12 protein-coding genes are annotated in these 13404 nt (G+C 55.9%); 9 read left to right on the top strand and 3 right to left on the bottom strand.

Annotated elements, in window-relative coordinates; genetic code table 11:
* Window positions 1-26 precede the first annotated feature (26 nt).
* The gene (rhtC, locus tag ACUY4S_RS22205; protein WP_458023168.1) at window positions 27-647 is read left to right on the top strand and encodes a threonine export protein RhtC; all 621 of its coding nucleotides are present in this window, start codon (window positions 27-29) and stop codon (window positions 645-647) included.
* 50 nt (window positions 648-697) lie between these two features.
* Here the strand turns inward: rhtC and rhtB are convergent, their stop codons facing one another.
* Window positions 698-1318 (bottom strand): homoserine/homoserine lactone efflux protein, encoded by a 621-nt coding sequence (rhtB, locus tag ACUY4S_RS22200; RefSeq protein WP_458023167.1) that lies wholly within the window; start codon window positions 1316-1318, stop codon window positions 698-700.
* Between the two features lie 109 nt (window positions 1319-1427).
* On the opposite strand from rhtB, the gene pldB reads away from it, so the two are divergent.
* The 3 genes from pldB (at window position 1428) to ACUY4S_RS22185 (ending at window position 4250) form a co-directional block, all read left to right on the top strand.
* The gene (gene pldB, locus ACUY4S_RS22195; protein WP_458023194.1) at window positions 1428-2420 is read left to right on the top strand and encodes a lysophospholipase L2; all 993 of its coding nucleotides are present in this window, start codon (window positions 1428-1430) and stop codon (window positions 2418-2420) included.
* A 25-nt stretch (window positions 2421-2445) separates the two neighbouring features.
* A complete protein-coding gene (gene yigL / locus ACUY4S_RS22190) occupies window positions 2446-3246 on the top strand; it encodes a sugar/pyridoxal phosphate phosphatase YigL (protein ID WP_458023166.1) in 801 nt (266 codons plus the stop codon).
* A gap of 104 nt (window positions 3247-3350) precedes the next feature.
* The gene (locus ACUY4S_RS22185) at window positions 3351-4250 is read left to right on the top strand and encodes a carboxylate/amino acid/amine transporter (protein WP_458023165.1); all 900 of its coding nucleotides are present in this window, start codon (window positions 3351-3353) and stop codon (window positions 4248-4250) included.
* Here the strand turns inward: ACUY4S_RS22185 and metR are convergent.
* Window positions 4138-5091: an HTH-type transcriptional regulator MetR gene (gene metR, locus ACUY4S_RS22180; RefSeq protein WP_458023164.1), complete on the bottom strand. Its 954-nt coding sequence runs from the start codon at window positions 5089-5091 to the stop codon at window positions 4138-4140. The genes ACUY4S_RS22185 and metR overlap by 113 nt on opposite strands.
* Window positions 5092-5324: 233 nt before the next feature.
* Here metR and metE point away from each other — a divergent pair, with 233 nt between their 5' ends.
* The 4 genes from metE to ACUY4S_RS22160 all read left to right on the top strand — a co-directional run bounded on the left by metE (window position 5325) and on the right by ACUY4S_RS22160 (window position 11414).
* A complete protein-coding gene (metE, locus tag ACUY4S_RS22175) occupies window positions 5325-7586 on the top strand; it encodes a 5-methyltetrahydropteroyltriglutamate--homocysteine S-methyltransferase (RefSeq protein ID WP_458023163.1) in 2262 nt (753 codons plus the stop codon).
* A 130-nt stretch (window positions 7587-7716) separates the two neighbouring features.
* Window positions 7717-8694: an ABC transporter substrate-binding protein gene (locus ACUY4S_RS22170; protein WP_458023162.1), complete on the top strand. Its 978-nt coding sequence runs from the start codon at window positions 7717-7719 to the stop codon at window positions 8692-8694.
* Window positions 8695-8697: 3 nt separating this feature from the next.
* A complete protein-coding gene (locus ACUY4S_RS22165; protein ID WP_458023161.1) occupies window positions 8698-10407 on the top strand; it encodes an ABC transporter permease in 1710 nt (569 codons plus the stop codon).
* Window positions 10395-11414: an ABC transporter ATP-binding protein gene (locus ACUY4S_RS22160; protein WP_458023160.1), complete on the top strand. Its 1020-nt coding sequence runs from the start codon at window positions 10395-10397 to the stop codon at window positions 11412-11414. Before ACUY4S_RS22165 ends, ACUY4S_RS22160 begins: the two co-directional genes overlap by 13 nt.
* Window positions 11415-11485: 71 nt before the next feature.
* Here ACUY4S_RS22160 and ACUY4S_RS22155 read toward each other — a convergent pair whose 3' ends face one another.
* Complete coding sequence (locus ACUY4S_RS22155) at window positions 11486-12292, bottom strand: dienelactone hydrolase family protein (RefSeq protein ID WP_458023159.1); 807 nt, start codon at window positions 12290-12292, stop codon at window positions 11486-11488.
* Between the two features lie 261 nt (window positions 12293-12553).
* Here ACUY4S_RS22155 and udp point away from each other — a divergent pair, with 261 nt between their 5' ends.
* A complete protein-coding gene (gene udp, locus ACUY4S_RS22150) occupies window positions 12554-13315 on the top strand; it encodes a uridine phosphorylase (RefSeq protein ID WP_458023158.1) in 762 nt (253 codons plus the stop codon).
* The last annotated feature ends 89 nt before the right edge of the window (window positions 13316-13404 follow it).

The following is a 13404-nucleotide window of genomic DNA, read 5'->3' as shown; positions in this document are numbered from 1 at the left end:
ACTGAACTGTTTTCCTGCGAGTCATTATGCTGACGTTATTTTTCACCGTCGCTGTCGTACACATCGTTGCACTGATGAGCCCCGGTCCGGATTTCTTTTTTGTTTCACAAACTGCCGTAAGCCGTTCACGCAAAGACGCGATGATGGGCGTGCTCGGTATTACTTGTGGCGTCATGGTGTGGGCAGGCGTAGCGCTGCTCGGGCTGAACCTGATCCTCGAAAAAATGGCCTGGCTGCATAATATTATTATGATTGGCGGCGGGCTTTATTTGTGCTGGATGGGCTACCAGATGCTGCGCGGCGCACTGAAGAAAGAGCAGAATAGCGGTGAGGCGCCGCATGTTGAACTGGCGGCCAGCGGTCGCAGTTTTATGAAGGGCTTGCTGACCAATCTCGCTAACCCGAAAGCGATTATCTATTTTGGCTCGGTGTTTTCACTTTTTGTTGGCGACAGCGTGGGCGCAGGTGCGCGCTGGGGTATTTTTCTGCTGATTGCGCTGGAAACATTTGCCTGGTTTACCATCGTTGCCAGCCTGTTTGCTTTACCGAAAATCCGCCGGGGTTATCAACGCCTGGCAAAATGGATCGACGGTGTTGCGGGGGCGCTGTTTGCCGGTTTCGGCATTCATTTGATCATTTCTCGCTAAGCCCGCTTGGCCCGGTGGCGCTGCGCCTGCCGGGCAAACACGTTTTTGCCTCAGGCGTGTCTTGCTGATGCCAGCAAGGCGCCAACTAGCATAAATAACGAACCAAACACCTTGTTTAATGCCTTCATCTGGTGCGGGCCTTTGATCCACCCGGCAATACGCTGCGCCAGTGTCGCGTAACCAATCATCACGATGATATCCACCACAATGGTCGTCACGCCCAGCACCACATACTGCATCACCTGGGGCTGATTTGGCACGATAAACTGCGGAAACAGTGCGGCGAGAAACACGATGCTTTTCGGGTTAGTCAGGTTCACAAATACTGCCCGCTTAAACAGCCGCCCGCGTGACTGGGTTTGCGCCAGCGTGTTGAGATCGATAGCACCTGCGGCGCGCCATTGCTGGATCCCAAGCCAAATCAGATAAGCTGCGCCCGCCCATTTCAATACTTCAAAGGCCAGCACTGAACGTGAGAAAAGCGTTCCCAGACCCACGCCCACCAGCACGATATGAATGCCCAAACCGGTTTGCAGCCCGGCAATGGATGCTGCGGCACCGCGATAACCGTGGCTGATGGAGGTCGTCATCGTGTTGATTGCGCCGGAGCCGGGGGAGAGGCTCAAAATGATAGATGTCAGCAGGTAGGCGAACCACCATTCGAAGGTCATGAGAAACTCCCTGGATGTCTGTTTTTATGCCACAATACGCTATTGTCAGCGGAATTTGTTATGGATCACAAAAAAACGATTTTACATGGCTAAACGAGGCGAAATCCCAATGTTTCGGCAAAAAAAGACATGGGAAACCAGAGAAAAAGCGTTTGCGGCTTTTACCATGGGGCCGCTAATGGATTTCTGGCATGCGCGTGAAGAGGCCGAATTTACCGGTGTGGATAATATCCCGGTCCGCTTTGTGCGATTCCGGGCGAGCGGTAACCATCGTGTCATTGTGATTTGCCCTGGTCGTATTGAGAGCTATGTGAAATACGCCGAACTGGCGTATGACCTGTTCCACCTCGGTTTTGATGTGCTGATCATCGACCATCGCGGTCAGGGGCGTTCCGGGCGTATGCTGCCGGACACGCACCGCGGGCATGTGGTCAACTTTAGCGATTACGTGGACGATTTGGCCGCCTTTTGGGAACAGGAAGTGGCCAGCGGGCCGTGGAAAAAACGTTACATTCTGGCTCACTCGATGGGCGGTGCAATCTCTGAGCTTTTTTTGCAACGCTGCCCACAAGCCTGTGACGCGATTGCCCTCTGTGCGCCGATGTTTGGCATTATCATCCGCCTGCCAGAATGGATGGTGCGCCCGTTGCTGGATTGGGCGGAAAGCTATCCGACGATCCGCGACGGCTATGCCATTGGCACCGGAAGCTGGCGCGCCTTGCCGTTTGCCATTAACGTGCTGACCCACAGCCGCGAGCGTTACCGACGTAATCTGCGCTTTTATGCTGACGAACCAAAACTCCGCGTTGGCGGGCCGACCTGGCACTGGGTACGTGAAGGGATCCAGGCGGGGGAACAGGCGCTGGCAGGCGCGGCAAACGATGCTACGCCAACATTAATTATTCAGGCAGAAGAAGAGCACGTGGTTGATAACCGCATGCTGCAACGCTTCTGCGAAATCCGCGCCGCGGCCGGTCATCCCTGTGAAGGGGGCAAGCCACTTGTCATACAAGGCGCGTACCATGAGATCCTTTTCGAAAAGGACGCCATGCGCTCGGTCGCGCTCAACGCCATCGTCGACTTCTTCGACCGGCATAACTGATGACTTATTGAGGTTAAATTTTCTTATGTACCAGGTTGTTGCATCTGATTTAGATGGCACATTGCTTTCCCCCGACCACACGCTGTCACCTTTCGCTAAAGAGACGTTAAAACTACTGACCACCCGCGGCGTTAATTTTGTTTTCGCAACCGGACGACACCATGTGGATGTCGGGCAAATCCGCGATAACCTGGGCATCAAAGCCTATATGATCACCTCTAACGGCGCGCGCGTACACGATACAGACGGCCGTCTGGTCTTCACCCATAACCTGGATCGCGATATTGCTGCTGATCTGTTTGGCGTGGTGCATAACGAGCCGGACATTATCACTAACGTCTACCGCGACGATGAGTGGTTTATGAACCGCCACCGCCCGGATGAGATGCGTTTCTTCAAAGAAGCGGTGTTTCAGTACGCTCTCTATGAGCCCGGTATGCTGGAGACAGATGGCATCAGCAAAGTCTTTTTTACCTGCGAAAGCCACGAAAAACTGCTGCCGCTGGAACAGGCAATCAATGCGCGCTGGGGCGATCGTGTTAACGTCAGCTTCTCAACACTGACCTGTCTGGAAGTGATGGCTGGCGGCGTGTCGAAAGGCCATGCACTGGAGGCCGTGGCCGGTGCGCTGGGTTACAGCCTGAAAGAGTGTATCGCCTTTGGCGATGGTATGAACGACGCTGAAATGCTGTCGATGGCCGGGAAAGGCTGCATTATGGGTAATGCGCATCAGCGCCTTAAAGAATTGCACCCCGAACTGGAAGTAATCGGCACCAATGCCGATAACGCGGTGCCGAATTATCTGCGCAAACTCTTTCTCGACTGACATTGATAAGTGGTTTTAAAGTGACCACTTGTCAACCAAATACTCAAACTTTGCGCAACTGAGTTCGCTACAATGAGTGCTCACTATTCTGAGAGACATTCATTGTGGCGTTACTGATCATTACCACAATTCTGTGGGCCTTTTCTTTTAGCCTGATTGGCGAATACCTCGCAGGCCATGTCGACAGCTACTTCTCCGTTCTGATGCGCGTGGGACTGGCGGCGCTGGTGTTTTTACCCTTCCTGCGTACGCGCGGGTACAGCCTGAAGACGATCGGCCTGTATATGCTGGTGGGCGCCATGCAGCTGGGCATCATGTATTTGTTCAGCTTCCAGGCCTATCTCTATCTGACGGTGTCGGAATTCCTGTTGTTTACCGTCTTTACGCCGTTATACGTGACGCTGATTTACGACCTGCTGAGCAAACGTGGGCCGCGCTGGAGCTATGCGCTTAGCGCCGGGCTGGCAGTGATTGGCGCAGCCATTATTCGCTATGACAAAGTGAGCGATCACTTCTGGATTGGCCTGATCCTGGTGCAACTGGCGAACATCAGTTTTGCTATTGGCATGGTCGGCTATAAGCGGTTGATGGAGACGCGGCCCATGCCGCAGCATAATGCCTTTGCCTGGTTCTATCTCGGCGCGTTTGTGGTTGCTGTTGTGGCCTGGTTCCTGTTGGGCAATCCGCAAAAACTGCCGACCACCACGTTACAGTGGAGCGTACTGGTATGGCTGGGTGTGGTGGCGTCCGGGTTGGGCTATTTTATGTGGAACTATGGCGCCACGCAGGTGGACGCGGGTACGCTCGGCATTATGAACAATGTGCATGTTCCTGCCGGGTTACTGGTTAACCTCGCTATCTGGCAGGAACAGCCACACTGGCCGGGCTTTATTATTGGTGGGGCGGTGATAATGGCCTCGCTGTGGGTGCATCGGCGTTGGGTCGCTCCGCGCTCCGTACAAACGGCAAATGATCGCAAGCGTGATTCCGCGCTGAGCGAATAAACGCCTCGGTGATCGGCTGGCGCTGCTCGCCATCGCGTACGGCAGCGTACAGCCGGCTCCACAATCCCTCTCCCAGGGTTTTGGTTACTACCAGTCCCTGGCGTTCAAAACTTTCCACCACCCAGTGCGGCAGTGCCGCAATCCCCATCCTCGCGGCAACCATCTGAATTAAGAGCAGAGTGTTATCAACGCTTTTCAGCGACGGGCTGATCCCGGCAGGTTGCAGGAAGTGGCGCCAGATATCAAGACGGCTGCGCTGGACCGGGTAAATCAGCAGCGTTTCGCTGGCAATGTCATCCGGTGTGATACGCGCTTTGGCTGACAGCGGGTGATCGGGCGCCAGCACCAGGCGGACTTCAAAGTCGAACATCGGTGAGTAGTGCAACCCACTGCGCGGCAAAATATCGGAGGTCATGACCAGATCGAGCTCGCCTTGCTGCAGTGCGGGCTGGGGATCAAAGGTCACGCCGGATTTGAAATCCATCTCCACCTGCGGCCAGTGCTGGCGGAAGTTCTCCAGCGCCGGGGTCAGCCACTGGATACAGCTATGACACTCAATGGCGATGCGCAACGTGGTCTGCTGTGGTTCATTGCAGGATTGCAATGCACGGCTGATTTGCGGCAGCACCTGGTTCGCCAGTTGCAGCAGGATCTCCCCTTGTGGGGTAAAACGCAGCGGCTGACTTTTTCGCACAAATAGACGGAAGCCAAGGCGTTGTTCCAGATCGCTGAACTGGTGGGAAAGGGCGGATTGTGTCTGGTGCAGCGTTGCCGCCGCCGCCGCGAGAGACCCGCTGTTCCGTAACGCTTGTAGCGTTTTCAGGTGTTTAATCTCGATCATGAAAGTCCTTCACTCCGGCATGAACAATTTGCGCTTGAGGAATATACAGTACCTTCACAATATGGATGTGTAAACATCTGGACGTCCAAAATCCTTCGTCTTTCGAATTAATGGTGCGTTGGCTTCACTCACGTCCCCCAGTCACTTACTTGAGTAAGCTCCTGGGGCTCCCTGAGTTTGCCGCCTTCCCTTAATCCGAAATCCTTTGGATTAACCTATTGAAGAGGCTAAAAATGACAATTCTTAATCACACCCTCGGTTTCCCTCGCGTTGGCCTGCGTCGCGAGTTGAAAAAAGCGCAAGAAAGCTACTGGGCGGGTAAAGCCACCCGTGAAGAATTACTGGCGACAGGCCGCGAGCTGCGCGCCCGCCACTGGGCGCAGCAACACGCCGCTGGCATCGATCTGCTGCCGGTCGGCGACTTTGCCTGGTACGACCATGTTCTGACCACCAGCCTGCTGTTAGGCAATGTGCCGGCTCGTCATCAGAACACCGACGGCGCTGTGGATATCGATACCCTGTTCCGTATTGGCCGTGGCCGCGCCCCGACCGGCGAGCCGGCGGCAGCGGCGGAAATGACCAAATGGTTTAACACCAATTATCACTACATGGTGCCAGAGTTCAGCAAAGGCCAGCAGTTCAAACTGACCTGGACCCAGTTGCTGGATGAAGTCGACGAAGCGCTGGCGCTTGGCCACAACGTGAAACCGGTTCTGCTTGGCCCGGTCACTTACCTGTGGCTGGGTAAAGTGAAAGGCGAACAGTTTGACCGTTTAAGCTTGTTGCAGGACATTCTGCCGGTATATCAGCAAGTACTTGGCGAGCTGGCGAAACGCGGTATTGAGTGGGTGCAAATTGATGAGCCAGCGCTGGTGCTGGAGCTGCCGCAGGCCTGGCTGGATGCTTATAAACCCGCTTACGAGGCGCTGGCAGGCCAGCTGAAGCTGTTGCTGACCACCTATTTCGAAGGCGTGACGCCGAACCTCGACATCATCGCTGCGCTGCCGGTACAGGGCCTGCATGTTGATCTGGTGCACGGCAAGGACAACGTGGCGGAACTACACCAACGCTTGCCAGCCGACTGGCTGCTGTCCGCTGGTCTGGTGAATGGCCGTAACGTCTGGCGCGCTGATTTGACGGAAAAATATGCCCAGATTAAAGACATCGTTGGTAAACGTGCGCTGTGGGTGGCCTCTTCCTGCTCGCTGTTGCACAGCCCTATCGATCTGAGTGTAGAAACCCGCCTCGATGCTGAAGTGAAAAGCTGGTTTGCCTTCGCGCTGCAAAAATGTGAAGAGCTGGCACTGCTGCGTGATGCGCTGAACAGCGGCAACACCGAAGAATTACAGGCCTGGAGCGCGCCGATTCAGGCTCGTCGCCACTCAACCCGTGTACATAACAGTGCAGTAGCGCAACGCCTGGCCGCCATTACAGCCCAGGACAGCCAGCGTAACAGCCCTTACGCTGAACGCGCCAAAGCACAACGGGCACGTTTTAATCTGCCTGCGTGGCCAACCACCACTATCGGCTCTTTCCCGCAGACCACAGAGATTCGCGGCCTGCGCCTGGACTTCAAAAAAGGCAATCTGGATGCGGGCAACTACCGTACCGGTATCGCTGAGCATATTAAACAGGCGATTGTCGAGCAGGAGCGTCTGGGACTGGATGTGCTGGTTCACGGCGAAGCCGAGCGTAACGACATGGTGGAATATTTCGGTGAGAATCTGGACGGTTTCGTCTTTACGCAAAACGGGTGGGTGCAGAGCTACGGCTCGCGTTGTGTAAAACCGCCTGTGGTCATTGGTGATGTCAGTCGTCCGGAGGCCATTACTGTTGAGTGGGCGAAATATGCACAATCGCTGACCGACAAACCGGTAAAAGGCATGCTGACTGGCCCGGTTACCATCCTTTGCTGGTCGTTCCCACGTGAAGATGTGAGCCGTGAAACCATTGCTAAACAGATTGCGCTGGCGTTGCGTGACGAAGTGGCGGATCTGGAAGCCGCAGGCATTGGTATCATCCAGATTGATGAACCGGCCCTGCGCGAAGGGTTACCTCTGCGTCGCAGCGACTGGGATGCCTACCTGGCCTGGGGTGTAGACGCTTTTCGTATCAATGCGGCGGTGGCGAAAGATGAAACCCAGATCCACACCCACATGTGTTACTGCGAGTTTAATGACATCATGGACGCGATCGCGGCGCTGGATGCCGACGTGATCACCATCGAAACCTCCCGCTCCGATATGGAACTGCTGGAGTCGTTCGAAGAATTCGAGTATCCGAACGAAATCGGGCCGGGTGTGTACGATATTCACTCGCCAAACGTCCCGAGCGTGGAGTGGATCGAAGCCCTGTTGCAGAAAGCTGCCCAGCGTATCCCGGCTGAGCGCCTGTGGGTGAACCCGGATTGCGGCCTGAAGACCCGTGGCTGGCCGGAAACTCGTAGCGCACTGGCTAACATGGTGAAAGCAGCGCAAAACTTGCGCCAGGCGTAAGCTCTACCGCGCCGCCTGTTGTCTGACGGGCGGCGCGGTATCCTTTCGTAACATCGCAACCTCCATTCAGTAACATTTCTGTCAAATTCCCTTGTTTTAATCGTCGCAACGAAAACAAAGGGGAAGAACCATGAGTAAAAAAAATGCGCTGACGGCCATTGTGCTGGCCATCATGAGTGCGTCTGCATTTGCCAAATCCACGCTAACGCTTTATACCAGCCAGCCCACGGAAGATGCGCAGATGACGGTCAGCGCCTTTGAAAAAGCGCACCCGGATGTCGAAGTGAAATGGATCCGTGATGGAACCACCAAGCTGATCGCGCGCTTGCAGGCAGAATTAGCCGCTGGCGGCGCGGCCCCGGATGTCCTGCTCATTGCCGACAGCGTTACCATGGAATCGCTAAAACAGCAGAATTTACTGGCTGCTTACCCTTCGCCGCAGGCCTCCCGCTTCGACCCGCAACTGTACGATAAAGCGGGCTACTACTACGGGACGAAACTGATCACCACCGGCATCGCTTATCATAGTAAAGCACCGGTCAAGCCCACCTCATGGCAGGATCTGCTCAAGCCAGAGCTGAAAAATATGACCACTCTGCCAAGCCCGCTCTACTCCGGAGCTGCACAAATTCACCAGGCAACATTGATGAACGATCCGGCGCTTGGCTGGCAATACTACGAAAAACTGCACGCCAATGGCGCGATGCCTCAAAGCGGCAATGGGGCCGTAATGAGCGCCATCACTGCCGGAAGCAAAGCCTATGGTGTGCTGGTGGATTACATGGCGATACGCGAAAAGGCCAAAGGCGCGCCGATTGAGTTTGTCTTCCCGAAAGAGGGTGTCAGCATCGTCACTGAACCTGTGGCAATGATGAAAGCGGCGAAAAATCCCCAGGGTGCGCATGATTTTATCGACTTTGTTCTGTCTGACGAGGGGCAGAAACTGGTATTGCAACAGGGATACCTGCCCGCAGATGCAAGGCTGCCAGTGCCTGCCGGCTTTCCACCGCGTGACAGCATTAAGCTGATGCCTTTCGATGCGGCAAAAGCCCTGGCCGATACCGACGCCAATAAAAAGCGCTTTGCCGACCTGTTCGGAAGCCGTTGATCGATGGCCAGTATGACATTGCGTCAGCATCCCGGCAGCCCGGCTAAAGGGCTGCTGTGGTTGCTGCTGTTTTTGGTGGCCCTGCTCAGTCTCTTGCCGAGCCTGCGTTTACTTCTCTCGGCATTGCTCGACTGGCGGCAGGGCAGCGACAGCAGTTTATGGCGAGTGCTCAGCAACCCAACGACCTGGCTTGCTCTCTGGCACAGCCTCTATACCAGTGGGCTGGGGACATTGCTTTCTTTGTTGCTGGGCGGTGTGTTCGCTTTTTGCCTGGCGTTAACGTCCATGCGCATGAAACAGGTGTGGGTGTTTCTGTTTATGTTGCCCATGATGATCCCGCCGCAGGTGACCGCGTTAAGCTGGCTGCAGCTGTTTGGTCCAGGCAGCATTCTGCTTAATAGCCTTGGCATTGCGCCCAGGTTCGGCAGTGCCAACCCGTTGTACTCCCCGGAAGGCATTGCGTTACTGCTCGGCATTCAGCATGCGCCGCTGGTGTTCCTGGCGCTGCGTACTCAGCTTCAGTGCCTGCCGCAGGAGCATATCGAAGCGGCGCGTTTACAGGGCGCCTCGTTGTGGCGTGTCTTCGTCGATATCGTCCTGCCACTGTGTCGCCCGGCATTATGGGCCGGCGCGGCCATTGCGTTTGTCTCCGCGCTGGGAAATTTTGGCATCCCGGCGATGCTCGGTATTCCGATCTCCTATTTTGTATTGCCCGTACATATCTACCAGACGCTGGCCAGTTTCGGCCCGTCAATGCTCAGCGACGTGGCTGCATTATCGGTGCTGATGGGGGTGTTGGCCATCGGGATCGTTATTGTGCAGGGGTACATGCAACGGCGTTATGCCTTACCGCTAATTGGCATGGCCGGCCGGGCTGTCAGTTTTACGCTGGGCAAATGGCGGCTGGCGACAGAGATCCTGCTGGGAGCCGTGTTGTGCGCCATTCTGCTGGCACCTTTGCTGGCGCTGATCACCACCTCGCTGGTGCCCACGCTGGGGGTTCCGCTGAATGGCGACACGCTGACCTTTTCCGCATGGCGCGCTATTTTTGATGCGCAAAGCGCAACCTGGCGGGCATTGACCAACAGTGTGTTGCTCTCGGTCTCTGCCGCAGGGGTGTTAATGCTGTTGAGTCTGCCGCTGGCCTGGCTGCTGGTGCGCTATCCGACCGGCCTGCTGCGCGCGTTGCACTCGCTTATCGACATACCCTATACGCTACCAGGCGTGGTGCTGGCCATTGCCTGCATTTTATTGTTTGCTCACCCGTTGCCATTGCTGAATATCAGCCTTATCGGTTCCCTGATGATTATTTTCTTTGCTTATCTCGCCCGTTTTCTGACGGTATGCCTGAAGCCTGTGCACAGCAGCATGCTGCAACTGGATCCGGCGATGGAGGAGGCAGCAAGCCTCGCGGGCGCAAATGTTTCCCAGCGGCTACGCCATATTGTGCTGCCGTTGCTTGCACCGGCCGCTTTTGCCGGAGCATTGCTGGTTTTTCTCACCGCGGTGAATGAACTGACCGTTTCGGCGTTGTTGTGGAGTGCCGGGAAAGAGACGCTCGGCGTGGTGATTTTTAACCTTGATGAAAGCGGCAACAAGGTGCTGGCATCGGCCATTTCGGTGCTGGTGGTGGCGCTGGTGGCACTGGTGATGGTGTTGCTGAGCGCCCTTGGCCGTTATTTGCCCAAAGGAGTGATCCCATGGCAGAACTGAGGCTGGAAGGCTTAAGCAAAATGTTTGGCGAGCAGACCGTCGTGCGGGATATTAACCTGACGATCCCATCAGGCGCGTTTACCGCGTTATTGGGGCCAAGCGGCTGCGGGAAAACGACCACGCTACGCATTCTCGCCGGGCTGGAACAACTGACCGCCGGGCGTTTGTTCTTAGGGGATCGCCTGCTGGCCGATCAAACCACGCATACGCCACCGGAGCAGCGCGATATGGGAATGGTCTTCCAGTCCTATGCCCTGTGGCCGCATATGACGGTCGCGGAAAATGTGGGTTACCCGCTAAAGCTGCGCAAAGTACAACGTGCGGCGCGGCACAAACAGGTAATGGCCGCGCTGGATGTGGTAGAGCTGGGCGCTTATGCCGGGCGCTCCCCTCACGAGCTGAGCGGCGGCCAGCGTCAGCGGGTAGCACTGGCGCGTTGTCTGGTTTCTGAACCGCAGGTGGTACTGCTGGATGAGCCACTGGCCAACCTTGATCGCCATCTACGTGCGACGATGGAACAGACTTTCCGCGATTTTCACCGTCGCACCGGGGCAACCTTTGTTTATGTCACGCATGATCAGGCAGAAGCGATGGCGCTCGCCAGTCACATTGCGGTTATGCACCAGGGGGAATTAATGCAGTGGGGCGCACCGCAGGCGCTGTATCAACAGCCGCAAAACGCCTGGGTGGCGCGTTTTATTGGTAAGGGCAGCGTGCTGTCGCTGGCCACGCCCGCTCATCTTCAGCAGCTGAATGGCGCGCAGTTGCACAGCGGTTTTGCGCCTGGCGCGCTGCAGGCCGTTTTAGTTCGCCCGGAGCACGTGCAGGTAGCGGACGACGGGCTCAGTGTGCAGGTCGAAAGCTGTATCTACCAGGGCGAGCGCTACTTACTGGAAATGCGCCTGCGTGATGGGCAAACGGTGACGGCTTTTCATCACTCTCCATTCGCGCCAGGGCAAACGGTTTGTGTACGTTTGATGCAGGGCTGGCGTCTGGAGGCGGCATGAGAAAGGGGCGGTGCGCCGTGCCGTTATCACCTCCAGGAACAGGTTGCCGGGGCGAGCCCCGGCGTGCAGGATTATTTTTTGCTGTACTGGGCAAACCACGCCAGCATGCGCTGCCAGCCGTCTTGCGCTGACTCTTCATGATAACTCGGACGGTAGTCGGCATTGAACGCATGCCCGGCTTCGGGATAAACGACAATGTCGGCTTTAGCGTTGGCTGCGCGCAGCGCATGGCGCATGGTTTCAACCGTATCCAGCGGAATGCCGGTATCCTGAGCGCCGTACAGACCCAGCACCGGCGCGGTCAGTTCCGTGGCGATATCTACCGGATGTTTTGGCGAGTTCAGTGATTTTTCCCCCACCAGTTTGCCGTACCACGCCACAGCCGCTTTCAACTGTGGATTATGCGCAGCATATAGCCAGGCGATGCGCCCACCCCAGCAAAAACCGGTGATCAGTAACTGATGGGCATTGCCGCCGTTACGTGCAGCCCAGCTGGCAACATGGTCCAGATCGGCAAGAACTTGTGCATCCGGTACTTTGCTGACCAGCCCGCTCAGCAGCGTTGGGATATCCGCAAAATCATTCGGATCGCCCTGGCGGAAATAGAGTTCCGGGGCGATGGCGAGGTAGCCCTCCAGTGCCAGGCGGCGGCAAAGATCGCGGATATGCTCATGTACACCAAAAATTTCCTGCACCACAATGACAATGGGCAGTGGATCGCTGGCCGTTTTTGGGCGGGCATGAAACGCGGGCATATTGTCGCCCTGGGTCGGAATTGACGTTTCGCCTGCGATTAAGGCGTCTTCCGGCGTATGTACAATCGTTGAAGCGAGAGGTGATGCTGCAGGTGCAAAGCCCGGCTGTTTATCGGTTGTCATGGCATTCTCCATACCCTTTATTAGCGCTTCAATAACTATAGACGGGAAGACCTGAGGGGCGCGGTAAATCACCGTGGGGTAGACTATCTTTGCTCCTGAGGCGTGAGGTGTGGCATTAAAATGTGATGAGTGTCACTATTTAATGGAAACCGTATGCAATGAATTTCAATAGCGGTGATGACAGTCACGAAATTAGGCGTGCGCCTTCTGTAAAGTGGCTTTTTGCCTCTCCCGATAAAACTGACCACAGAGGAGTCTGTTATGTCCAAGTCTGATGTTTTTCATCTCGGCCTCACCAAAAACGATTTACAAGGGGCTACGCTGGCTATCGTCCCTGGCGATCCTGAGCGTGTGGAAAAGATCGCCGCGCTGATGGATAAGCCGGTCAAACTGGCATCGCACCGCGAATTTACCAGCTGGCGTGCCGAACTGGATGGCAAACCGGTTATTGTTTGCTCTACCGGCATCGGCGGCCCGTCAACCTCTATCGCAGTGGAAGAGCTGGCGCAGCTTGGCATTCGTACTTTCTTGCGTGTAGGCACTACTGGCGCTATCCAGCCGCATATCAATGTGGGTGATGTGTTGATCACGACCGGCTCCGTACGCCTGGATGGTGCCAGCCTGCACTTTGCACCGATGGAATACCCGGCTGTGGCCGATTTCGCCTGTACAACCGCATTAGTGGCCGCAGCAGACGCCGTTGGCGCAACGAAACATATCGGCGTTACGGCATCGTCAGATACCTTCTACCCGGGCCAGGAGCGCTACGACACCTTCTCTGGCCGTGTGGTGAACCGCTTCAAAGGATCCATGGAAGAGTGGCAATCTATGGGCGTGATGAACTACGAAATGGAATCCGCCACGCTGCTGACGATGTGTGCCAGCCAGGGGTTACGTGCCGGGATGGTCGCTGGTGTGATTGTTAACCGCACTCAGCAAGAGATCCCGAATGCGGAAACCATGAAGCAAACAGAAAGCCATGCGGTGAAAATCGTTGTGGAAGCCGCGCGTCGTCTCCTGTAACTGTGCGCTGATGATTTTAAGGCCGACCTGTTCGGCCTTTTCTTTTTGCGTAACGCTTCGCAGGAAAACCCCTTCCAAACTGGACGTTT

It is taken from the genome of Kosakonia beeri, from assembly GCF_054165705.1.
This window is presented reverse-complemented; position numbering and strand designations above follow the sequence as displayed.